The 22549-nt window shown below is 56.1% G+C and carries 18 protein-coding genes; 5 read left to right on the forward strand and 13 right to left on the reverse strand.

Annotated features, from left to right (window positions below):
- Window positions 1-8: 8 nt before the first annotated feature.
- The 6 genes from EXW71_RS23620 to rfbB are packed head-to-tail and all read right to left on the reverse strand — an operon-like array spanning window position 9 to window position 6589.
- Window positions 9-1385, reverse strand: coding sequence for a sigma-54 dependent transcriptional regulator (locus EXW71_RS23620; RefSeq protein ID WP_134660383.1), 1377 nt, complete (start codon window positions 1383-1385; stop codon window positions 9-11).
- Window positions 1382-3190, reverse strand: coding sequence for an ATP-binding protein (locus EXW71_RS23625; RefSeq protein WP_134660384.1), 1809 nt, complete (start codon window positions 3188-3190; stop codon window positions 1382-1384). Before EXW71_RS23625 ends, EXW71_RS23620 begins: the two co-directional genes overlap by 4 nt.
- A gap of 36 nt (window positions 3191-3226) precedes the next feature.
- Window positions 3227-4096 (reverse strand): dTDP-4-dehydrorhamnose reductase, encoded by an 870-nt coding sequence (rfbD, locus tag EXW71_RS23630; protein WP_134660385.1) that lies wholly within the window; start codon window positions 4094-4096, stop codon window positions 3227-3229.
- Window positions 4093-4638, reverse strand: a complete 546-nt coding sequence (rfbC, locus tag EXW71_RS23635) for a dTDP-4-dehydrorhamnose 3,5-epimerase (RefSeq protein WP_134660386.1) — start codon at window positions 4636-4638, stop codon at window positions 4093-4095. The genes rfbD and rfbC overlap by 4 nt, the downstream gene beginning before the upstream one ends.
- Window positions 4635-5510, reverse strand: a complete 876-nt coding sequence (gene rfbA, locus EXW71_RS23640; RefSeq protein WP_134660387.1) for a glucose-1-phosphate thymidylyltransferase RfbA — start codon at window positions 5508-5510, stop codon at window positions 4635-4637. The genes rfbC and rfbA overlap by 4 nt, the downstream gene beginning before the upstream one ends.
- Window positions 5507-6589: a dTDP-glucose 4,6-dehydratase gene (gene rfbB, locus EXW71_RS23645; RefSeq protein WP_134660388.1), complete on the reverse strand. Its 1083-nt coding sequence runs from the start codon at window positions 6587-6589 to the stop codon at window positions 5507-5509. The genes rfbA and rfbB overlap by 4 nt, the downstream gene beginning before the upstream one ends.
- A 151-nt stretch (window positions 6590-6740) precedes the next feature.
- Between rfbB and EXW71_RS23650 the strand changes: the two genes are divergently transcribed.
- From EXW71_RS23650 to EXW71_RS23665, 4 genes are all read left to right on the forward strand, one after another.
- The gene (locus EXW71_RS23650) at window positions 6741-9650 is read left to right on the forward strand and encodes an aminotransferase (protein WP_134660389.1); all 2910 of its coding nucleotides are present in this window, start codon (window positions 6741-6743) and stop codon (window positions 9648-9650) included.
- Window positions 9651-9771: 121 nt separating this feature from the next.
- Entirely contained in the window at window positions 9772-10878 is a 1107-nt protein-coding gene (aguA, locus tag EXW71_RS23655) for an agmatine deiminase (protein WP_134660390.1), read from the forward strand.
- A gap of 235 nt (window positions 10879-11113) precedes the next feature.
- On the forward strand, window positions 11114-11326 hold the full coding sequence (locus tag EXW71_RS23660; protein ID WP_123717097.1) for a hypothetical protein: 213 nt from the start codon (window positions 11114-11116) through the stop codon (window positions 11324-11326).
- A 255-nt stretch (window positions 11327-11581) separates the two neighbouring features.
- Window positions 11582-12877, forward strand: coding sequence for an OprD family porin (locus tag EXW71_RS23665; RefSeq protein ID WP_060754639.1), 1296 nt, complete (start codon window positions 11582-11584; stop codon window positions 12875-12877).
- 73 nt (window positions 12878-12950) lie between these two features.
- Here the strand turns inward: EXW71_RS23665 and EXW71_RS23670 are convergent, their stop codons facing one another.
- Window positions 12951-13697, reverse strand: a complete 747-nt coding sequence (locus tag EXW71_RS23670; protein WP_256657109.1) for an AraC family transcriptional regulator — start codon at window positions 13695-13697, stop codon at window positions 12951-12953.
- Between the two features lie 270 nt (window positions 13698-13967).
- Here EXW71_RS23670 and EXW71_RS23675 point away from each other — a divergent pair, with 270 nt between their 5' ends.
- Window positions 13968-14453, forward strand: coding sequence for a hypothetical protein (locus tag EXW71_RS23675; RefSeq protein ID WP_134660391.1), 486 nt, complete (start codon window positions 13968-13970; stop codon window positions 14451-14453).
- A 547-nt stretch (window positions 14454-15000) separates the two neighbouring features.
- Here the strand turns inward: EXW71_RS23675 and EXW71_RS28850 are convergent.
- The 6 genes from EXW71_RS28850 to EXW71_RS23700 form a co-directional block, all read right to left on the reverse strand.
- Window positions 15001-15144: a hypothetical protein gene (locus tag EXW71_RS28850; RefSeq protein ID WP_167659670.1), complete on the reverse strand. Its 144-nt coding sequence runs from the start codon at window positions 15142-15144 to the stop codon at window positions 15001-15003.
- 347 nt (window positions 15145-15491) lie between these two features.
- The gene (locus EXW71_RS23680; RefSeq protein ID WP_134660392.1) at window positions 15492-17396 is read right to left on the reverse strand and encodes an AAA family ATPase; all 1905 of its coding nucleotides are present in this window, start codon (window positions 17394-17396) and stop codon (window positions 15492-15494) included.
- Between the two features lie 10 nt (window positions 17397-17406).
- A complete protein-coding gene (locus tag EXW71_RS23685) occupies window positions 17407-19122 on the reverse strand; it encodes a restriction endonuclease subunit S (RefSeq protein WP_134660393.1) in 1716 nt (571 codons plus the stop codon).
- Entirely contained in the window at window positions 19122-20603 is a 1482-nt protein-coding gene (locus EXW71_RS23690) for a class I SAM-dependent DNA methyltransferase (protein WP_134660394.1), read from the reverse strand. Before EXW71_RS23690 ends, EXW71_RS23685 begins: the two co-directional genes overlap by 1 nt.
- Window positions 20604-20997: 394 nt before the next feature.
- Window positions 20998-21273 (reverse strand): hypothetical protein, encoded by a 276-nt coding sequence (locus tag EXW71_RS23695; RefSeq protein ID WP_134660395.1) that lies wholly within the window; start codon window positions 21271-21273, stop codon window positions 20998-21000.
- Window positions 21270-22250, reverse strand: coding sequence for an integrase domain-containing protein (locus EXW71_RS23700; RefSeq protein WP_134660396.1), 981 nt, complete (start codon window positions 22248-22250; stop codon window positions 21270-21272). Before EXW71_RS23700 ends, EXW71_RS23695 begins: the two co-directional genes overlap by 4 nt.
- Window positions 22251-22549 lie beyond the last annotated feature (299 nt).

Genomic DNA, 22549 nt, shown 5'->3' on the forward strand with positions numbered 1-22549 from the left:
GGTGGGGGTCATTCGTCGTCGGTGCTTTGGTTGGCGAAGGTCAGGCCGTGCTTGCGCAGTTTGTCGTGCAGGGTTTTGCGCGGTATGCCGAGGGCTTCGGCGAGGCTGCGCACGGAGCTGTGAGGGCGGGTCAGTTCGGCGGCGATCAGGCTCTTTTCGAATTGTTCGACTTGCTCGCTCAAGCCGCCCGATGTGGAGGTGAGCACGCTGGTAGATGGGCTGTCCCGGGTGTTATCCAGTGCCAACTCCAGACCCAACGCAAAGCGCTCTGCAGCGTTCTGCAGTTCGCGCACATTGCCCGGCCAGTTGTGGCGCAACAGCAACGCGCGCTGGCCCGGTTGCAGTTCCTGCAAGGGCAGGCCGTGGCGGCTGCCGGCTTCGTCCGCGAAGTGCTGGAACAGCATCAATGCATCTTCACCCCGCTCCCGCAGCGGTGGAATGCGCAACGGCGCGACATTGAGCCGGTAATACAAGTCGGCACGGAAGCGGCCTTGGTCGGCGGCCTGGCGCAGGTCTTCCTTGGTGGCGGCAATGATGCGGATATCGAGCGGGATCAGTTGGTTTCCGCCCAGGCGCTCGACCACGCGCTCCTGCAACAAACGCAGCAGCTTGACCTGGACATCCAGGCTCATGCTTTCGATTTCATCGAGGAACAATGTGCCGCCGTTGGCGAATTCGAACTTGCCGATACGACGCTTCTGCGCGCCGGTAAAGGCACCGGGCTCATGGCCGAACAATTCGCTTTCTACCACCGACTCGGCCAGGGCTCCGGCATTGATCGCCACGAACGGCCCGCTGCGCCGGCTCGACAGGTCATGCAGTGCACGGGCCACGACTTCCTTGCCGGCGCCGGTTTCGCCGAGGATCAGTACGTCGGCCCTGGTCGCCGCCAGGGCCCCGATCTGCTCGCGCAGGCGCAGCATTTGCGGCGAATGCCCCACCAGGCGTGTGCTCAGTTGCTGGCGGTCGCTGAGGGCCAGACGCAGGCTGCGGTTGTCCAGCACCAGGCGACGCAGGGCGAGGGCACGGCGCACGCTGTCGAGCAGGGCGTCGCTGGCGAATGGTTTTTCCAGGAAGTCGTAGGCGCCTGCACGCATGGCCTGCACCGCCAGCGGCACGTCGCCGTGGCCGGTGATCAGCAGCACCGGCAGGTCCGGGTCCTGGCCGTGCAATTCGGCGAGCAGCTCCAGGCCGTCCATGCCGGGCATGCGGATGTCGCTGACCACCACGCCTGGCCAGTCCCGCGACAGGCGCGCGGTGAGGCCGGTGGCTTCGCCCAGAGGCAGGACCGCCAGCCCGGCCAGGTCCAGGGTCTGGCACAGGGCCTGACGCAGGTGTGGATCGTCGTCGATCAACACCACCTGAATCTGGTTATCGATACTCATACACTGCGGTCCTCGGACGGTTGCAGACTGACGCCCGGCGAGCCGGCACGCAATTTCAAGGTTAACAACGCGCCGCCTTCCTTGTGGTTGGCGAATAGTAGTTCGCCGCCAAAGGCACGCATCAGGGTGTCACAGATCGCCAGGCCCAGCCCCAAGCCCTGGGTGCGGGTCTTGGTGGTGTAGAACGGCTCGCTGGCTCGGCCGAGGGCTTCCATGCAAAAGCCCGGGCCATTGTCGCGAATGTACAGGTTGACGCCCTGTTCGGTGGTTTGGGCACTCAGCCAGAGTTTTCGCGGTGGGCCTTTTTCGGTGAGGGCGTCCAGGGAGTTGGCCATCAGGTTGCCGAGCACTTGGCGCAAGCGGGTCTCCCCGGCTTGCACCCATAAGGTCGCCTCCGGCAGATCGCGGATCAGCTCGACTTCCATCGAGCGCCGCCGTTTGGCCAGCAACGCCAGCGCATCATCCAGCGCCGGCTGCAGGGCCACGCTTTCCGGCGCATGGCGGTCGCGGCGGGCGAATGCGCGCAGGTGAGCGATGATCGACGCCATGCGCCCGGTCAGTTCGCTGATCAGCTTGAGGTTGCCGCGGGCGTCGTTGGTGCGTTCATGGTCGAGCAGGATTTCGGCGTTTTCCGCGTAACTGCGAATGGCCGCCAGGGGCTGGTTCAACTCGTGGCTGATGCTCGCCGACATGGTACCCAGGGCTGACAGCTTGCCGGCTTGCACCAGGTCATCCTGGGCGCGCACCAATTCCTGTTGGGCGTGCTCGCGCTCCAGCACTTCCTGTTTCAGTCGCCGGTTAAGGCCCTCCAGATCGCTGGTGCGTTCGGCTACGCGTGCCTCCAGCTCGCGGCGCGCCTTGGCTTCGAAGGCAATGCGCTCCAGGTAGTGGCGCCGACGTTGCATCATCAAACCCAGCAGCAGCATCAACACCAACAGCGTCGCTCCACCGACGGCAACCACTGTGCGTACCGGGCGATTGATCAGCGAGCGTGGCGCAAGGATTTCCACATTCCAGCCGGTTTCGGCGATGGCGGTAGATTGGCGCAGCCATGCCGTGGCGCTCAGCGCCAGCGGTTTCGGGTCGCGGGTCGGATAAGGTTGGATCGCGATAATCGCCTCACGCTCTTCTGCGGTCAGCGGCCGGGTGGCACGAAACCGCCATTGCGGGCGCGAGGTCAGGATCACCACGCCATTATGGTCGGTCACCAACAACTGTTCCGGCGTGTTACCCCACAGGCTTTCGGTATGGTCCAGGTCGACCTTGACCACCAGCACACCGACGATTTTTTCGCCATCGCGTACGGCGGCGGCAAAAAAGTAGCCGCGCTTGGCTGAAGTGGTGCCCAGGCCGAAAAACCGACCCAGCCGCCCCTCCATGGCCTCGCTGAAATAGGGGCGAAACGAGAAGTTACGGCCCACGAAACTGTCCTGCTTGTCCCAGTTGGAAGCCGCGAGGGTCTTGCCGGTGGTGTCCATCAGGTACATCACCTCAACCCCGGCTTGCGCGGCGACGTCCTTGAGCAGCAGGTTGGCGTTGGCCAGGTTGGTGCTCACCTGAGGCGCATCCAGGGCTGTACGCAGGGCCGGCAGGTCACCCAGGATTTGTGGCAGGATTTCGTAGCGGTGCAGGGTGCCCAACAGGTTGGCGACGTACAGGTCGAGGGTCTGGCGGTTCTGGCCGGCCAATTCGCTGCGGTAGTAACGCTCGGCCAAGTGTTCCAGCGGCCACAGCAGCGGGGCCAGGCATAACGCCAACAGGGCAAGGCTGCGCCAGCGAGGTCTTCGTGGAAGGGGTGGAGTCATGGGAGTCATGCGCCTGTGGGTACAGGCGCATTATGCCTAGTGCTGCTCTGCAAGACACTCGTGCAATGCGTCTTGCCAGTGCGGCTGGCCGACCTGCCATTGTTGCTGCAGGCGGCTGCAATCCAGGCGCGAGTTCAGCGGGCGCTTGGCGGGCGTCGGGTAAGCGCTTGACGGGATCGCTTCCAGTTCGGCGCAAGGTTTGCCCTGCGCACGCAGGTGTTCGCCAATCGCCTGGGCAAAGCCAAACCATGAGGTTTCGCCTTGAGCGGCCAGGTGATAGACACCCCACTCACCTGCCTCACCCGCCAACCAGCGTTCAATCAGGGCTCGGGTACTGTTGGCGATGCTGCCGGCCCAGGTCGGCGCGCCGATCTGGTCAGCGACGATACGCATGTGCGGTTTTTCTTGCAGCAGGCGTTGCATGGTCAGCAGGAAATTCTTGCCGTGGCTCGAATACACCCAACTGGTGCGTAAGATCAGGTGCTCGCCACCCATGGCTGCAATCGCCTGCTCGCCCGCCAATTTGCTCTGGCCGTAGACGCCCAGCGGGTTTGGCGCATCGCTCTCGGTATACGGCGCGGGCTTGCTGCCGTCGAACACGTAGTCGGTCGAGTAGTGAATCAGCGGGATGCCCAGGGCCTTGGCTTCCTCGGCGAGGATACCGGGCGCGGTTGCATTGATGGCAAACGCTGCGTCCGGTTCGCTTTCGGCAAGATCGACAGCGGTGTGAGCCGCAGCGTTGATGATCAGGCCCGGGCCATGGGCGTGCACCTGCCGGCGGATCTGATCGACGTTGGCCAGATCGAGCTGGTCGCGGCCCAATACGATGAGCTCGCCCAGGCCCAGGAGCCGCTGTTGCAGCTCCTGAGAGACTTGCCCGTGTTGGCCGGTAATGAGGATTTTCATGGGAACAGATCTGCTTCTTTCAGGCTTTTGCCGTTTTGATCCTTGGCGGACAAGGTCGGCGAGCCACTCAATTGCCAGTCGATGTTGAGCTCGGCGTCATCCCAGCGAATGCAACGCTCTGCAGACGGCGTGTAGTAGTCAGTCGTCTTGTAGAGGAACTCGGCGTGGTCACTGAGCACGACAAACCCGTGGGCAAAACCCGGTGGAATCCACAGCTGACGGTTATTTTCGGCAGACAGACGCACACTGGTCCACTTGCCGAAATGTGGGGAGCTGCGGCGGATATCCACCGCCACGTCCAACACTTCACCGGCGGTCACGCGTACCAGCTTCCCTTGAGCGTGCTCCAACTGATAGTGCAGGCCCCGTAGCACGCCTTTCTGCGAGCGGGAGTGGTTGTCCTGCACAAATTGCAGCTGCAATCCGCTGGCCCGGGCAAATTCCCGGGCATTAAAACTCTCGTAGAAAAAGCCGCGTTCATCGCCAAAAATCTTCGGCTCGATGATCAGTACACCGGGCAGCTCAGTGGCGATTACATTCATTTAGTATCCCCGGCTAGAGTGTACAAATATTGACCATAGCCGGTTTTGCCGAAGTATTTGGCGCGCTCCAGCAGGTAATCACGATCAATCCAGCCGTTTTCGTAGGCGATTTCTTCCAGGCAGGCGACTTTCAGGCCCTGGCGGTGCTCGATGGTCTGCACATAGGTTGAAGCTTCCAGCAGGCTGTCATGGGTACCTGTATCGAGCCAGGCGAAACCACGGCCGAAGCGCTCAACGTGCAGGTCACCGCGTTGCAGGTAGGCGTTGTTGACGTCGGTAATTTCCAGCTCGCCGCGAGGTGAAGGCTTGACTGCCTTGGCAATCCTGATCACGTCGTTGTCGTAGAAATACAAGCCTGTCACGGCGTAGTGCGACTTGGGCTTGACTGGTTTTTCTTCGATGGACAGGGCACGGCCCTCTTTGTCGAAGTCGATCACGCCGAAACGCTCAGGGTCTTTGACCCAGTAGCCGAACACCGTGGCGCCGGACGGGCGCTCGGCTGCGGCGCGCAGTTGGTCGCCGAAGTGCTGGCCGTGAAAGATGTTGTCGCCCAGGATCAGGCACACGGGGTCATTGCCGATGAACTCTTCACCAATGATGAAGGCTTGAGCCAGCCCGTCCGGAGAGGGCTGCTCGGCATAGCTGAAACGTACGCCAAACTGGCTGCCATCGCCCAACAGGTTGCGGTATTGCGGCAAGTCCGTTGGTGTGGAGATCACCAGGATGTCCTTGATCCCCGCCAGCATCAGCACGGAGATCGGGTAGTAGATCATCGGCTTGTCGTAAACCGGCAACAGTTGTTTGGACACGCCCAGGGTGATGGGGTGCAAACGGGTGCCGGAACCGCCGGCCAATACAATACCTTTCATCATGCGATCAGATCCTTTGCTTCAGAGTTGCCGAGTCGTTCACCTTGATAACTGCCATCCTGGACCCTGCGGCACCATTCGAGGTTATCGAGGTACCACTGCACGGTTTTGCGCAGGCCTGTTTCAAAGGTTTCTTCCGGAACCCAGCCCAGTTCGCGTTCGATCTTGCTGGCATCGATCGCGTAGCGCTGATCGTGGCCTGGGCGATCCTTGACGAAGGTGATCAGGTCGGTGAATTTTTCCACGCCGGCCGGACGCTGGGGCGCCAGTTCTTCCAACAGGGCGCAGATGCCGCGCACCACATCGATGTTCTTCTGTTCGTTGTGCCCACCAATGTTGTAGGTCTCGCCCACTACGCCGGTGGTCACCACTTTCAGCAGTGCACGGGCGTGGTCTTCGACGAACAGCCAGTCGCGCACTTGCAGGCCGTCACCATAGACCGGCAGTGGCTTGCCTGCGAGGGCGTTGAGGATGACCAGCGGAATCAGCTTCTCGGGGAAGTGGAACGGCCCGTAGTTGTTCGAGCAGTTGGTCAGCAGCACCGGCAGCCCGTAAGTGCGTTGCCAGGCGCGTACCAGATGATCGGAGGCTGCCTTACTTGCGGAATACGGCGAGCTGGGTGCGTAAGGCGTAGTTTCAGTGAAGAGGTCATCTACACCGTGCAGGTCACCGTATACCTCATCCGTGGAGATGTGGTGGAAGCGGAACGCGCTTTTCGCCGGTTCTGCCAGTTTCTGCCAATAAGCACGTGTGGCTTCCAGCAGGCTGTAGGTGCCGACGATATTGGTCTGGATAAAATCCGACGGACCGTCGATGGAACGGTCGACATGGGACTCGGCCGCCAGGTGCATGATCGCCTGAGGCTCAAAGCGTGCCAGTACGGCACTGACGGTGGCCTGGTCGATGATGTCGGCCTGGACGAACTCATAGCGGCTGTTGGACGCGATGCTGACCAGCGACTCAAGGTTGCCGGCGTAGGTGAGCTTGTCCAGGTTGAGCACTTCGTGCTCGGTATTTTCAATCAGGTGGCGGATCAGGGCGGAGCCAATGAATCCGGCACCGCCGGTGATGAGAATGCGCATGTCGAGGGCCTTTTCCTTAGACGGACACTGGGCGAAAGAAGCATAGCTTGAGTTGTGAGCCGGGCTCGTGCAAGCACGGCGAGCATGAGGGGTTGATTAACTGCCCATAACAATGGCGATATAGACGCCTGAAAAAACAGAGGTCGTCACAATGTTGCTTGCCACATTGATCCATCGTGCCAGTTTACCTTGCCCACAAGTGAGCCCTGACCAGGCGGCGCAATTACTCAAGCAGCATTATGGCCTTGATGGCTCATTGCAGTCATTGGGTAGCCAACAAGACCTCAATTACAAGATCGACAGCGAGCGTGGCCGGTTTGTTCTGAAAATAAGCCGGGGCGACTATGCCTCCATTGAATTACAGGCCCAGCATGCAGCCCTCAAAGACTTGCAGGGGCGAGAGCACATACGTGTGCCGAAGGTCATTCAGACCCTCGAGGGTGGTGAACTGCTGACTGTAAGCCTCGACGGCCAAACCCTGCATGTGCGGCTGTTGGAGTATATCGATGGTCGGCCCTTGACCGATTTGCCGCACTTGAGCCGCGAAGTGGTCGCAGGTTTCGGTGCGTTGTGCGGCCGGATGAGCCAGGCCCTGGCCGGTTTCGAGCACCCTGGCCTGGAGCGTACCCTGCAGTGGGACCCGCGCCATGCACAGGAACTGATCACCCATCTGTTGAATACACTCGACGACCTGCCTCACCGTGCCGCCCTGACACAGGTGGCTCGACAGGTCGACGAGTGCATCAGGCCTTTGGCACACCGGTTGCCATGGCAGGCGGTGCATATGGACATCACCGACGACAATGTCGTGTGGCAGCGCGACGCCCAACGGCACTGGCAATGCCAGGGCGTGATTGATTTCGGCGACCTGGTGCGCACCTGGCGCATTGCCGACCTGTCAGTCACCTGTGCGGCGCTGTTGCACCATGCCGAAGGGGACCCGGTCGTCATCTTGCCGGCGATCCAGGCTTGCCACGCGGTCACGCCGTTGCAACGTGAAGAGCTGCAAGTGCTATGGCCGTTGATCGTCGCCCGTGCGGCAGTGCTGGTGCTGAGCAGCGAGCAACAACAACGCCTTGACCCGGACAATGCTTACCTGTTGAAAAACGCTGAGCACGAGTGGGAAATCTTCCGTGTGGCGACATCGGTGCCGTTCGAGTTGATGGAGGCCGCGATCCTCAAGTGCGCCGGTGAAGCGTCGCCGACGAGTGCCGAACACGATTTCGCCCCATTGCTGCCGGGCCTGGTGGGGCGTGAATTCGCGCTGATCGACCTGGGGGTACTCAGCCCGCATTTCGAGGCCGGCAACTGGGAAGTGCCGGGTATCGACCGACGGCTGCTGGATGAGGCGGCGGCGGTGCATGGGCTGGCCGCCAGTCGATATGGGCAGTATCGGTTGTCGCGCACGCGTCCCGACAGCGCCGTCGAACCGGATACTTTTCCCCTTCATGTGGAGCTGCACCTTCCCCACGGCACCGTCGTACAAGCCCCTTTTGCCGGGACCCTGCGCGAGGGTGACGACGGTTTGCTGTGCTTGCAGGACACGCCGTTGAGCCTGCGCTTATGGGGGGTGAAAACGCAGTTGGCGCCTGGCTCGGTAGTGGTCAAAGGGCAAATCCTGGGTGAAGTTCATGCGCCGCTCACGGTCCAGTTGTGCCATGCAGACCTTGAGCCGCCGTTATTCTGCACGCCGTCCAGGGCTCCGGCATGGCAAGCGCTCTGTCCCTCACCCGCGGCACTGTTGGGCCTGGCCTGTGACGCCGAACCGGAATTGGACCCCGAAGCCCTGCTGGCGCGGCGTGACGCCAGTTTTGCGCGTTCGCAGAAACACTATTACGTCGACCCGCCGCGTATCGAGCGGGGTTGGCGCAACCACCTGATCGACATGCAGGGCCGTTCCTACCTGGACATGCTTAACAACGTGGCCGTGCTGGGCCATGGTCATCCGCGCATGGCGGCGGTGGCGGCGCGGCAATGGGCGCTGCTCAATACCAACTCGCGCTTTCACTACGAGGCGATTGCCGAGTTTTCCGAGCGTTTGCTGGCGCTGGCGCCAGACGGCATGGACCGGGTCTTTTTGGTCAATAGCGGCACCGAGGCCAACGACTTGGCGATCCGCCTGGCTTGGGCCTATAGCGGCGGGCGTGACATGCTCAGTGTGCTCGAGGCGTATCACGGTTGGTCGGTGGCGGCGGATGCGGTATCCACCTCGATTGCCGACAACCCTCAGGCATTGAGCAGCCGACCGGATTGGGTGCACCCGGTGACCGCGCCGAACACCTATCGTGGTGAGTTCCGCGGGCCGGACAGTGCTGCGGATTACGTACGAAGTGTGGAACACAACCTGGCGAAAATCGCTGCGAGTAAACGTCAGCTGGCGGGCTTCATCTGCGAGCCGGTGTACGGCAATGCCGGTGGCATCTCCCTGCCCCCGGGCTATTTGCAGCAGGTATATAGCCTGGTGCGTGCCCAGGGCGGTGTGTGCATCGCCGATGAGGTGCAGGTGGGCTACGGCCGCATGGGCAATTTTTTCTGGGGGTTTGAAGAGCAAGGCGTGGTGCCGGACATCATCACCATGGCCAAAGGCATGGGGAACGGCCAGCCACTGGGTGCGGTGATCACCCGAAGAGAAATTGCCGAGGCGTTGGAAGCCGAAGGGTATTTCTTTTCGTCGGCAGGGGGCAGCCCGGTCAGTTGCCGCATCGGCATGGCGGTGCTGGATGTGATGGAGGAAGAAAAATTGTGGGAAAACGCCCAGATAGTCGGTGGGCATTTTAAAGCGCGCCTGGAGGAACTGATCGACCGTCACCCGTTGGTGGGGGCCGTTCATGGCTCTGGCTTCTATTTGGGATTGGAGTTGGTTCGTGATCGGCAAACCCTGGAGCCCGCCACCTTCGAAACCGCACTGTTGTGTGATCGGCTGCGGGAGTTGGGGATTTTCATGCAACCGACCGGTGACTATCTCAACATCTTGAAGATCAAGCCTCCCATGGTCACGTCCAGACGCAGCGTGGATTTCTTTGTCGACATGCTGTCGAAGGTGTTGGATGAGCAATTATGATCAGCCGATTTTTATCGGCTATTTTTTGTAATGTTTGCTTATCATGATCTCTTCTCTCTTTTAAAGCCGATTTTTATCCGCTATAAAGTCGGCCATCCACTCATTCGGAGCCCTGAACGCCATGACTACCCTGCACAGCACACCTCGCGCCGATGGCTTCCATATGCCCGCCGAATGGGCGCCACAGACCCAAACCTGGATGATCTGGCCCGAGCGTCCGGACAACTGGCGCCTGGGCGGCAAGCCGGCGCAGGCGGCTCACGTAGCGGTGGCCAAGGCTATTGCACGTTTTGAGCCGGTGACGGTGGCTGTTTCAGCCGGTCAGTACGAAAACGCCCGTACGCGTTTGGACGTGCCCAATATCCGTGTAGTGGAAATGTCCAGCGATGACGCCTGGGTGCGGGACACCGGCCCGACCTTTGTCATCAACAACAGTGGCGAAGTGCGTGGGGTGAACTGGGATTTCAACGCCTGGGGCGGTTTTGACGGCGGTTTGTATGCACCGTGGAACCGTGACTCGCAGGTGGGCGGCAAGATCCTGGAGATCGAGCGCGCGCCGCGTTACCGCACCGAAGGGTTTGTGCTGGAAGGCGGTTCTATCCATGTCGACGGCGAAGGCACGCTGATCACCACCGAAGAATGCCTGTTGAACCGTAATCGCAACCCGCACCTGGATCGCGCGGCCATTGAGGCCGTGCTCAGCGACAATCTGGCTGTGGATAAAATCATCTGGCTGCCGGACGGTCTGTTCAACGACGAAACCGACGGCCATGTGGATAACTTCTGCTGCTACGTGCGCCCGGGTGAAGTGCTGCTGGCCTGGACCGACGACCCGCAAGATCCGAACTACGCGCGCTGTCACGCTGCCATGGATGTGCTGAAAAGCAGCACCGACGCTCAGGGCCGCTCGTTCATCGTGCACAAAATGCCGATCCCGGGGCCGCTGTTCGCCACCGAGGAAGAGTGCGCGGGCGTGGACCCGGTGGATGGCAGCCAGGAGCGCAACCCGACCGTGCGGTTGGCCGGTTCCTATGTCAACTTCCTGATCGTTAACGGCGGCATCATTGCACCGAGCTTTGACGACCCAATGGACGCCCAGGCCAGGGAAATCCTGCAGAACCTGTTCCCGCAGCACGAAGTGGTGATGGTGCCAGGTCGTGAACTGTTACTGGGCGGCGGTAACATCCATTGCCTGACCCAACAACAGCCGGCGCCGCACAAAAACTGAGTGCAGTTGTAACAGTGTTTGAACCCTACCTGCGCGCTACCCTTTTTTAGCGTGCACAGCAAGCCCGCGGCCCACCACGGTCGCGGGCTTTTTTGTGTCCGGAAGCCTATAAACACGGGACATTGGCATAGCTTTTGTATCGGTATTGCCTCCGTAATTCAGGTTTGATGACTGCGCAGTTCTGTCATAAACCTTGAGTAAGTTAGCCGCTCACGCAGTAGGAGAGAGCGCTTAAATGAATGCCGATATCAACCGGATCTACACGCGCCCGTTCCACCCGACGCGGGTCAACGGTGATGCGATCCATGCATTGGGGCTGTGGTTGAAGGCAAACGGCTCGCGACATGCCAGGCGGGAAGACCTGCGCAGCGTGATGATTGAGCGCTACCCGGCGGGGTTCTTCAGTGAAGATGAAGTGCAAGCGTTGTGTGAGTTGTTGAAAAACTGAAGGGCGGGCAGATGGGGGCTTAGAATTATTTCGCCTAAATACAGACGATTCACGAAATTGACACATAGTTCAGCGCGCGCATAGGATTGCGCCCAACGCCTGTGGCTAACCGCCATGACTTAATCCAATAAAAAAGGCCTGCGGCAGTTCAGTCGTCCGCGGGCCTTCTTTTTTCCGGAGAAAGTCGACACCAGAAAGCGACACGGAGCCTGGTGTCACAGTGCGTACTCAACCAGTAATAAGGAATATAAGAACATGTTGAAGCAACGGATGAGTTTGATCGCTCTGGGGATTTTGAGCGCATCGACAGCCATGGCAAACGACCAGGAGCAGTCCAAGGGTTTTGTCGATGATAGCCACCTGAACATCGCTGCCCGTAACGCCTACATCAGCCGCGACTACAAAAACGGCAAGAAAGACAAAGCCGAATGGGGCCAAGGCTTCATCGGCAAGTTCGAGTCCGGCTTCACCCAAGGCACCGTCGGTGTGGGTGTGGACGTGATCGGCCAATACGCTATCCGTCTGGACGGTGGTAAAGGCCGTAGCGGCGCTGGCGGTATCGACTTCTTCAAACAAGGCGACAGCGGCGAAGCTGCCAACGACCTGGCCAAAGGTGGCGCAGCCGTCAAGGCACGCATTTCCAACACCGTAATCAAATACGGTCAGCAGATGCCAGCCGTACCGGTCCTGCAGTACGACAACTCCCGCCTGTTGTCGGAAACCTATGAAGGTACCTCGATCGTTTCCAAAGAGATCGCCGGCCTGCAACTGGACGCTGGTCACTTCACCAAAGAAGCGCGCAAGAGCGCCGAAGGCAGCGACAGCGGCCACCTGAAAAGCATCGACTACATCGGTGGTAGCTACAAATTCACCGAAAGCCTGTCGGCTGCACTGTATGCCTCCAACATGCAGGACGTGCTGAAGAAGCAATATGTCAATGTCAACTACGTGCTGGCCCTGCCAGAGAAACAGTCCCTGACGTTTGACTTTAACGGTTACAAAACCAAGCTGGACAAGAGCTTCGCCCAGCAGACCCAAGGTGACGCAGACGCCCGCGACAACAAGATCTGGAGCCTGGGCGCTACCTGGGCGGTCGGCCCGCACAGCTTCACAGTGGCCCACCAGCGCAGCACCGGTGACACCGGGTACCTGTACGGCGGCTACCGCGACAACACCAAGGACAGCGGCATCGGCGACGGTGGCAACACCATCCTGCTGGCCAACTCCTACTGGTCTGACTTCAACGGCAAGGACGAGCGTTCCTGGCAGGTTGGCTACGGCATCGACTTCGCCACCTTCGGCGTACCGGGCCTGACCTACAACGTTGCCTACGTACGCGGTACCAACATCGACGACGGTAGCAACCGTGGCGACGGCACCGAGCGTGAAATCTGGAACCAGTTCAAGTACGTCGTACAGAGCGGCCCAGCCAAAGACCTGAGCCTGCGCGCTCGTGCGTCCTGGTTGCGCGTCTCCAACAACGCCAGCAACTACAACGTAGGCGGTAACGAAATCCGTCTGTTCGCCGACTACCCGATCAACGTTTTCTGATTGATCGCAAGTCGCGCCTGACGACAGGCGATAAAAACCCCGACTGGTTCGGGGTTTTTTTATGCCCAGGCAATCATTTGTCTGAAGAGCGTCGGGCGTTGTCGTCCCGAGGCGAACGCCCGAAAAAGGTTTTATAGGCTCGACTGAATGCGGCCTCGGACTCATAGCCAACCGCAAAACCAACCTCGCCGATGCGACCTCCCTGCCTGGAAAGCATGGTTTTCGCCAAGGTCAGCCGCCATTCATTCTGATAACGCAACGGCGAGCGCCCGACCAGCGCGCTGAACCGCTCGCAGAAATTGGAGCGCGACATGCCGGCAACTTCCGCCAGCGCGTCAATGCGCCATTGCCGGCCAGGCGTTTCGTGCAGAGCCCTCAGCGCCCGCGCGATACGCGCATCCGATAACCCACCAAGCCATCCCGAAGCGCCACCCTGCTGAACCCAGGTGCGCAGGATGCGAATCACCACCAGATCAATCAGGCGAGAAATCATCAACGCACCGCCCGGCTGCGTGTCATGCGCTTCGAGCAGCATGAAATGCAGAATGCCTTCGGCCCAGGCCGCCGCCTCGGTTTGTCGAATGTGGATCAACTGGGGCAGGGCAAACAGCATCGCCTGGAAACTGCTCGCATCGAACCAGAATCGGCAGACCACCACTGCGGCTGGCTCGTTGCGCGCCGTAATCGTGATGCCTGTGGGATCGTGAGGCAACAGGAGCACGTCGCCCTGTTCCAGCGTCACCGATGGTTGGCCGCCGCCCTCCAGATGCAACTGACCTTGCTGGACTACGCAGATATGCGCGCTCTTTTCATCGAGCATGAGCGGCTGCCCGATAACCAGCTCAGATGCATAGACGCGGTCGCCCGTCAGGCGAATCTGCGCAGTACCTGAGACAAAAGGTCGCCCTTGGCCAAGCCTTCCAGCTGCATTTCCGGATGAATGATCAAATTTTCGAGGGGATTGGTCATGTCTGTCCGGCCATGCCTTCAATAAGCTGATTCCCGGATCATAACGCTCTGAGGCGATCTGGATGAACGTTTCCAGCGCCGGTCGTTTATGCCTATCTTCCAATCACACGGGAAAAGCAAAATGTTCGGAATCTCCGCCCTTGGCTGGATCCACACCCTCGGCAGCCTGCCCGCCATTCCACTGGCGGCTTACATGTTCATCCGCTCCGGCCGCATTGTTCCCCGTTCAGCACCGGGCAGGTTCTACCTGGTGTCGATGCTGATCGGCGCTTTCAGCGTGTTCCTGGTCGCCAAGCAGCCGGTCAGCAACCTCATTGGCGTCATCACGATTGCCTTGCTGGTGGCGGGTTACGGCGTAGGGCACGTGGCTTGGCTGGGACGCGCACGGGCGTACCTGGAAACCATTTTCCTGAGCCTTACGGCATTTTTCCTGATGGTGCCCACCGTCTCCGAAACACTGCGCCGAGTACCCGACGGGCATCCCTTCGTCACCGACTTGAAATCGCCTGTACTGATCGGCGCACAAGCCAGCATCGCAGTGGCGCTGATCATCGGCGTCACCGCGCAGATGATGTACCTGCGCAGAAAAGGTGGTCGGTTTGCTTGATCCGGTGGGCCGGCGAGTTCGTACTGGGCGCTGAGGTAGAGTCGTCTACTGAATAGGAGTTATATGCAGGTGGTGTGGGCGTTTGGTGTTTGGGAGGGCTAGACAATACGAGCAAGGAAAGCGGATGGGGCTTAATACGAAGGGAAGGGCGTGGACGTTTTGTGGACACGGTGCATCCCAAACTCCAGAAACAACAAAGCCCTCACATTGCTGTGAGGGCTTCGTCTTATATGGTGCCGGCACCAGGAGTCGAAAAATAACACAAGTGTATAATTTTTAAGATGATTATTTTTATTGGTGGGGAACTCTATCTCTAAATCTATCCCCAGATACTTGTCTGATCGCTTTCAGCTGTCAAAAATATCCAAAGCAGGATGCGTAGGGGACCATTTTGCGCCTGAACTGCTGTCGTGATTCACATGACCCCCTATTTGGGGCCGCGGCGGTCTACTAACGGTTAACTGCAGCAAACGACTCATCTGCCTTTTTCGCGGGGGCAGCTAACGGGCATATACAGTCATGGCGAACCTACAAACGCAGCTACGTCTCAGTGGTAGGCCGCGCCATCACACTCAATACCCATTAAATAGCGGCCAAGCTGGCAAGGATCGCGAACAGCCAGATCGATGAAGAAGCCTGCGGCACCGAGCTGAGGCTCGCACTGATAGCTTTGGCGCTCTAGCTCCTCAATAGCGGCGAATTCCCAGTCATAATCTGACGTCTGCCTGTTTCGCGGTTATACAGCATATGGCCGATTCGGCGAACTGTAGGAAGTGGCGCAGGGCAAGCACGCCGCGGCTGCATATACCTGTAGTAAGGAAATCACTCCGCTCATCCTAACCAAACCTCATCAGGCCCCCGGCAAATTAAGGGGGGCGATGAGACTACTGACTACACTCTGAATCATTCGCACGACTTGTAAGCCCTAAATTCGGCGCTACTCTCTCCCTGCTGAAGTAGTTTTAATTTCTTTTGCGAACTCTATACTGAAAACGTCGTCGCACACCAAGTGTAATATGTTACGGAAGAAACTAATATTTACTCGGTGCGACACTTTGCAATGATAAAGTCGAACAGTGGTCTGAACGGGGCAAAGTATTCGGCCGATAATGTTGGAACGAAAGTTTTAGCGAACTCAACTTTATCCCCAAAAAATTCAATAATTTCGCCACCACCAGGAGTCGGCCTCAGCCTAAACCATTTTCCCATTTGTTCTTCGCTATAGAAAAGCAACTCAATAGACAAATGGGAGTCCTGGCCACGCCCCCATGGCTTACCTGTTTTGTCCAGAACTTGGCACTTGAGCGCATCAACATTAGGCACAGGAAGGAGCGTGGCGTAATGGTGAGGATAAACGAGTTGCTTTGTTAAACCTAGATGAGGGTCGGTGACTTCGTCACGTGCCTTCTTTAGACCATTCCAGTCATCGAAAGCCTCATCAAAATCAAACAAGGCAAACATTTTCCGCTCAGGAAAGTTATTCTTCAAATCTTCGCGAGAAAATAGATTTCTTAAAAATATACGATCAAATGCATTTTGTATTCCGCAGGGACACTCTGCATCTGGATAAAGTTTTGACCAGGCCAATTCAAGAATCATTTCATCTGTGATTCCTTCTGCAAACAGAACTGCACCTGATGTGCCTCGAAGGATATGATTTATATTTAATCTAGCTTCGCTCTCTGAGAACGAAATCAGTCCAGCAGACAGCGAACGGATAATTTCATCTTTATTCGCCCTACGGGACGAGACTTTGGTCCCATCAAATGAAATCAGATTTATCTGATTCTGGTCAGCGCTAGTAATAGTAGACGCACTGTGACTACTCATTAGTATATGGTTATTCCTTACAGCATTACTCGTGATTTCGAACACCTGCTTGAGGAAAAGAAACTGCCATTCTGGATGTAAAAACGCATCTGGTTCATCAAGTAATGTCAAGCAGTTCCGGCCCTTGAAGAGCTCGACTATGGAATAAATATATACCGATTGAAACTGACCGTCGCTGAAGTGATTAAGGTTACCTTCACCTCCGGAGATAAGCCGCAGGGGAACCGAGACATCCGCCAACATTCCCAATGTTTTTAGATTGTCAAAATAAAGGAATAGATCCTGCAATTTATCTGCGAATGCCTGCTGAAGCTTATTGATTGAAATATACAGTACATAACGATCGCTACCGGAAAGATAGCCCTCAGTAACTGTTAGCCCTTCTGAATTTCCCCAAGTACAGCTCCTCAGAATATCCAAAAAGTCCTTAGTAATACCCTGAGCTTTCCAATATCGATCATCATCATTATTTTCGAAATTGAACTCATCTTTTCCTTCGGCATACTCGGGGCGCCGCAACTCGATACGGAGTACAGGTTCGGTGACTTCAACGGTCCCAGGCTTGGTGATGCCTAGTTTTTCGATTCCCAGCTTTTTAGAAATGAACGTACGAGCTGTAGTTCCTTCAGGCTGCACTAGTAGCACCGCAAGCAACAGAGCTTTGTACTCAGGTCCGATACCAATGAAACGCCGTGAATCTTCAAGGCTGGCTCCCTTGATGCGGCGCCGAAAACTCTCCGTGTAGCTATCTATAAGATTTGATACGGTAGTGTTGTGGCCAGAGTAATAAATCAGCACATTATCAGGAAACGGTGTTTGGCCTAGACTTGTACGATTTTGGTCCTTGTTGATACGCAGCTTACCGCCATTCCACTCAATCTCGGTCTCGATACCGTCGATCTCGTAGTTTATTTTGTAGTCGAACGCTATCTCATTATCGGCTCGTTCCAGCTGATCGAGATGGCGAAAAATCTCAATAAGAGCTTCAAATAGATTGGATTTTCCACTGCCGTTAGTACCGACAAAAACGTCGATAAAATTGCTGTCTTCAAAGATAAGAGAAAAGTCACGTAAGTTTTTGTACTGGGCGATGTAAAGAGATTTTAGGCGCATATATAGGTACTCACGCCTGTGCCAGGACGGATTTAAGTAGTTCAGCCTGCTTCGTAGTAGAGGCTTGAATCTGATGCTCCAACGCATCGCATAACTTCATGAGGCGTTCAACGCTATCAACAATTTTCTTTTGTGTTTCAAAAGGTGGTAGTGGTATTGGAAGGCTGACTAGCGCTTGTTGGTTGATTTTTGGCATCGTCCCAGAAGTACCTGACGCATTGCTCCGAAAATAGTCACGACTTTGCTCAGAGCTCATAACGTAATATACGTAGTCAGTATCAACTTCTTTAGTTAGTCTAATCTTCATCATAAGATCAGGGTAGATATATTTTTTTGATTCCCCTCGATAGACTGCGGACACACCAACGTATTCCATCGAATTTCCCCTTTGAACCAATATATCTCCGTCCTGAAGCCATAACTTCGAGTCCTCGGGCACGTCAATATCAAGGTACTTGTAAAACTCCTCCTTGAACTTTCCGCTAGTTGTGGCACTCAGAGTAAGAGAACGCACTTTTGTTTCATATTCGACAGCTTTAGGAGAAAAACCATTTGAGGGACCGAAAATGATTAAATCTTGAAGATGGACCCATTGCCATTCGTCGGGCAAAGGGTAAGACATATTCTCCGACGTCAAGGGCCGCTGTGGCTTAGGCGCCTTGATTTTTCCCTCCTTGAGCAGCAAATTTTTTTCGCTGTGAATTTTTTGTATCAAAAAATTGGAAGGTGACGCATTTTGGATCGACGGCACAAGTTTTCCTAGAACCGCCAGTTGTATAATAGCCTTGCGCAGTTCGGTAACGTTTTGCGTGACCGTGTAAAGTTCGGAAAAGTGCCGGCCAATAAAGTCTTGTGCGTGCAGTTGGTCATGTGCTGCTGAGGAGGTCAACAGTTGCTTAATAGCTGCTGCATTAATGGTGATCCTTTTTTTCTTTCGCTCCGCACGTAGTTTTTCCAGCGTATCGCAGCGTGCCATCAACTCGTCAAGTTTGGTAACAATGCGGTGTTGCTCCGCCAAAGGCGGCAACGGAATAAGATGAGAGAGAACTGTCGATGTGTTTAGCTCGATCTGATTTGTTGTGCCGGACGCGAAACTCTCGATTTTCGATTGAACCATAGGACTTTGAATCCAGCGCCAAAGGAAGCTCTTATCAATCAATAACGAACGAACAACTGTCACGTGCGTGTCAGCTACTAGCTTTGCCCCATCAAAAGAGTCAGGAACTAAGCAGGCTCGGCCAATAGTACCTGTCCCTGTCGAATTCCACAGAAGATCGCCACGGCGTAGAAATCGGATTGATTCATAATTTTCTAATGAAGAAGGATCAATATACCGGGCCGGCTCTATATCTAACCCATTCCAGCGGACACACTTTTGAGAAATCACTTTATTTGGTGAGATTTCCACATAGCTTGGACTTTTACCCCGCTGAATATATGAGCAGATAGAGCCGAGTCGCACCCAAATCCATCCCTGTGGCAGTGCGTATGGTTTTTCCTCAGTAGTTACTGGCCGCAGTGGTTTTGGAACTTTGATCTGACCTTCCGCTTGTAACCTGCTTTTATTGGCTTCGATCTCTGCGAACAATTCACTACCTGGCTGGTCATTCGGATCTTGCGAAACGAGTTTGCCTTGCATGGCCAGCGTCAAAATAAATTCACGCAGTTTCTCTACGCCATTAGGTGCTTCAAAGGCAGCGTCAAAATGCGATGCTCTAATTACCATTAGAGAGGTCCTGTCGCAGTTTTGAGCGCTGTCAACAGTTCAGCTTTCAGGGTCTCTTGAACCTCCTGCAACTGGCGGGAAATCTGTTGATACTCAGCCATCAGTTCTTCAGGATCGCTATGTTCGATTTCAAATTTATAGGGGTTCTTGCCTACTTTATCGAGGTTGTAATTTTCTTCTACAATCTGCGTAGCTGAGACCTTCCAAGCGTTTGGGGTCGTTTTACGACCTTTCCGTGCCGCTCCACCCCACCAGGCTTTTTCAAGATCGAACTCTTCGATGGTTAGAGGCTTACCACGTGAATAGCTTTTGTAACCAGCTGGGTAGGGATGCTCAAAGAACCAAACATCTTTGGTAGGGCCACCTTTTTCGAAGAACAGGATATTGGTGGAAATACTGGTGTAGGGCGCAAAAACGCCCTTGGGCAGACGCACGATGGTGTGGAGATTAAACTCCTCTAGAAGCTCACGTTTGAGTGTTGTTTTGACACCTTCGCCGAACAAAAAGCCATCCGGTAACACTACAGCAGCGCGACCAGTGTCATGTTTGAGCAATCGCATGATTAGTGCCATGAAAAGGTCAGCTGTTTCGCGGGTTTGATACTTTGCGAGAAAATTCTTTTCGATGTCATCCTCTTCCATGCCTCCAAAAGGCGGATTGGTTATGATGATATCTACGCTGTCGAGTGCGCTATAGTCTTTGAAGGGACGGGCCAGTGTGTTTTCATGGCGAATATTTGTAGGAATATCAATTCCGTGCAACATCACATTGGTCATAGCCAACATATGAGGCAGAGGCTTTTTCTCCACACCATGGATGCTTTCTTGCAGGCGCTGCCGGTCTACCGGTGTTTTAACTAACTTCTTGAGACTTTCGATGGCGCAGGTGAGAAAACCTCCTGTGCCGCAAGCTGGGTCAAGGATACTTTCGCCGATTTGGGGATCGAGGACATCGACCATAAACTGGGTGACTGCACGCGGAGTATAGTACTCGCCCGCATTGCCAGCGGATTGTAAGTCAGCCAAGATTTTTTCGTAGATATCGTTGAATAGATGGCGATCATTGGGAGAATTGAAATCCACATCTTCTTCGATGGTATTGATTACCTGACGTAGCAGAGTACCAGACTTCATATAGTTGTAGGCATCTTCAAAAACCGAGCCTATGACGCGTCCATGAGCCGACACACCCGCAGAGATTGCCAGCTTCTTCAGCGAGGGGAAAAGATCATTATTGACGAAGTCAATTAGTTCGTCTCCGGTCATACCGTCCGAGCTTTTTGCCCAATTCTTCCAACGAAAACGGCTCTGCAGCGGCGACTTGTAACCAGCAATGCTGGTTAGCCATTCCTGCTCTTTGTCATCGAAAATTTTCAGAAACAGCAGCCAGCAGATCTGGCTGATGCGTTGGGCGTCGCCATCGATACCGACGTCTTTTCGCATGATGTCCTGAATGGATTTGATGAGGGTTGCGAGAGACATGATTACTTCCTAACATTAATTTTTCAGGTGGCGCGCTGCGTTTGTTCGAATACGTAGATGACTTATAGATCTTACCGCCGAAAACTCAGAATGAATGCAAGGGTGACGGTGATGGCATTGCATCCTAGAGTCAATGGACGTAGGGGCGATTCAGTCTGTCCGGCCAAGAAAGCCTTGGCTCACTGGGTAGTCACTGCTTCCTCCTCTCAACCTGGCAGGGAAGAATGTATAGCTGATATCGCCAGGTTGACCGCAGGCATGACTAGGCCACAATTTTTTAGCCTCACTCCAAGAGGCGCAACTTGGCAAAAATGGCCGTAGCGCCGAGCGCCTGCTTGTGGCCGGCCGCGAACAGATACATTGTCGACCGTGGCTATCGAAATTCGATGCTCGTTCAGAGATCGAGCATCCAACATTTTTCCAACCGACGAGCGAGCAGCCGTAAAGTCAGCAAATAGTAATACCGCGTCTCCGCACTGCGCTTGGCTATGTGATGATCGAGAAACCAAACCACATGCTTTCTCTGCCAAGCCCAGGGTGTCTCTCGCTGCCAGCGGTCCGCAATTTTAGCCTGGATAATTTTCGCTTGCCGCAAATGGCGTTGCTGCGTCGCGTGCGACCCGGTCAGCACGCCAGCCAAGAACAACTCCATATCGAATGGCTTACTCATGCTCGCCCCCCAATATAGGCGGCAACTATATCAACTCGACCGTGCCCTAGCTCACAGCTGATTTGCCTTCGGGCCTCACGATCAAGGCGTCGGTCTATCTGGCAGCATCTACCACCGTTTATAGGCGCGCGGTGCTGGATGATCTGCTCATAGCGCTCACAAGCGTACGCCGCCCGTAATTCATGAAAGCCTTTTAATTTGAGTACATGGAGAATGCCCCGCGCAGGACGGACGGCTTCCCGCAGAACGCTCAGGTAGCTCTCACTTGGAGCAATCAGGTTGCGGCTACCCGCGGGCGATACCTGCTCCGCAAATTTAAGCGCATCGCTAACATGGTCATCCACCACAATCCAACGAGGGGCCGAGGCACCGGAGCGGCCGCCTTTGGTGCCGTCCTGGATGTTGATTTTGCCGAAGTCTTTAGCCTCACGGCTTAGCCGTGGTAAGTCAGCCAAGATGGCCTCACGCAAACGCATGCCGGTGGCTCGTGCCAACTTAACGATCGCTGCGGCCCGTAGCTGGTGATGGCTGCAAAGCGCGTCGACGATCAGCTGAACCTGTTCGCGGTCTTGGCCTTGCGGTACCGCGTGACGAATCCCGCTACGGCGCATACCCAACGCCTCGCTCGGACTTGGCAATTTCACACACTGATCACCGCGAAGCGCTGCCATGGTCCTGTTAACGCTGGATAGCCGGTTTTGGGCAGTGCTGATAGCAAGGTGGCCCAGCCCAACCAGGTCATGAAGGTATACCGCATAATCCGACATTATTTCCCGATCAATCTGCCGCGCATCATTGATTCCGGGACCTTCTTCGGAACGACACCACTTCACGAACGACTGCCATCGATCAGAGTGCGCTTTGACCGTGCCGTAATGGCCACCGCCGAACATGTCTTTTAGAGCCTGCGGCCCTGCGTAGCTTAATTGCCTGCCGTAGCCGAAATTTCGGCCATCACGTCTACCCACTAACGCCATGTCGGTTACCTCATATCCTTTTCGCCGGTCTTCGCCCCACTTCATCCCGCCAAGAATGCTGAGTGTTATCAGGGATCAAGGCCCCTGCGGCCTGTGGGGATGTCCACTAACGCGGGACTAGCGACTCCTTACGACCGGGAGCTTGGGCATCTCATGATCTGACCTCCTGAGCACTTCCGAAGAAGTGGGCAGGTGGAGGCTGCACTGGCTGACGAGACCAGCGCCGCGAGATCCTGAGTCGGGTGAAGGCAGTGATGCGATGACCGGGGCATGCCTGACAGTCAGTCAGGTGCAGTCCA

The sequence above is a fragment of the Pseudomonas sp. BCA17 genome, from assembly GCF_004519405.1.
Lineage (GTDB): Bacteria > Pseudomonadota > Gammaproteobacteria > Pseudomonadales > Pseudomonadaceae > Aquipseudomonas.

What these genes read in the sequence shown, in the direction of transcription:
- EXW71_RS23620 (WP_134660383.1), bottom strand. Translation starts at nt 1,385, where the DNA reads ATGAGTATCGATAACCAGATTCAGGTGGTGTTGATCGACGACGATCCA.
- EXW71_RS23625 (WP_134660384.1), bottom strand. Translation starts at nt 3,190, where the DNA reads ATGACTCCACCCCTTCCACGAAGACCTCGCTGGCGCAGCCTTGCCCTG.
- rfbD (WP_134660385.1), bottom strand. Translation starts at nt 4,096, where the DNA reads ATGAAAATCCTCATTACCGGCCAACACGGGCAAGTCTCTCAGGAGCTG.
- rfbC (WP_134660386.1), bottom strand. Translation starts at nt 4,638, where the DNA reads ATGAATGTAATCGCCACTGAGCTGCCCGGTGTACTGATCATCGAGCCG.
- rfbA (WP_134660387.1), bottom strand. Translation starts at nt 5,510, where the DNA reads ATGATGAAAGGTATTGTATTGGCCGGCGGTTCCGGCACCCGTTTGCAC.
- rfbB (WP_134660388.1), bottom strand. Translation starts at nt 6,589, where the DNA reads ATGCGCATTCTCATCACCGGCGGTGCCGGATTCATTGGCTCCGCCCTG.
- EXW71_RS23650 (WP_134660389.1), top strand. Translation starts at nt 6,741, where the DNA reads ATGTTGCTTGCCACATTGATCCATCGTGCCAGTTTACCTTGCCCACAA.
- aguA (WP_134660390.1), top strand. Translation starts at nt 9,772, where the DNA reads ATGACTACCCTGCACAGCACACCTCGCGCCGATGGCTTCCATATGCCC.
- EXW71_RS23660 (WP_123717097.1), top strand. Translation starts at nt 11,114, where the DNA reads ATGAATGCCGATATCAACCGGATCTACACGCGCCCGTTCCACCCGACG.
- EXW71_RS23665 (WP_060754639.1), top strand. Translation starts at nt 11,582, where the DNA reads ATGTTGAAGCAACGGATGAGTTTGATCGCTCTGGGGATTTTGAGCGCA.
- EXW71_RS23670 (WP_256657109.1), bottom strand. Translation starts at nt 13,697, where the DNA reads ATGCTCGATGAAAAGAGCGCGCATATCTGCGTAGTCCAGCAAGGTCAG.
- EXW71_RS23675 (WP_134660391.1), top strand. Translation starts at nt 13,968, where the DNA reads ATGTTCGGAATCTCCGCCCTTGGCTGGATCCACACCCTCGGCAGCCTG.
- EXW71_RS23680 (WP_134660392.1), bottom strand. Translation starts at nt 17,396, where the DNA reads ATGCGCCTAAAATCTCTTTACATCGCCCAGTACAAAAACTTACGTGAC.
- EXW71_RS23685 (WP_134660393.1), bottom strand. Translation starts at nt 19,122, where the DNA reads ATGGTAATTAGAGCATCGCATTTTGACGCTGCCTTTGAAGCACCTAAT.
- EXW71_RS23690 (WP_134660394.1), bottom strand. Translation starts at nt 20,603, where the DNA reads ATGTCTCTCGCAACCCTCATCAAATCCATTCAGGACATCATGCGAAAA.
- EXW71_RS23695 (WP_134660395.1), bottom strand. Translation starts at nt 21,273, where the DNA reads ATGAGTAAGCCATTCGATATGGAGTTGTTCTTGGCTGGCGTGCTGACC.
- EXW71_RS23700 (WP_134660396.1), bottom strand. Translation starts at nt 22,250, where the DNA reads ATGGCGTTAGTGGGTAGACGTGATGGCCGAAATTTCGGCTACGGCAGG.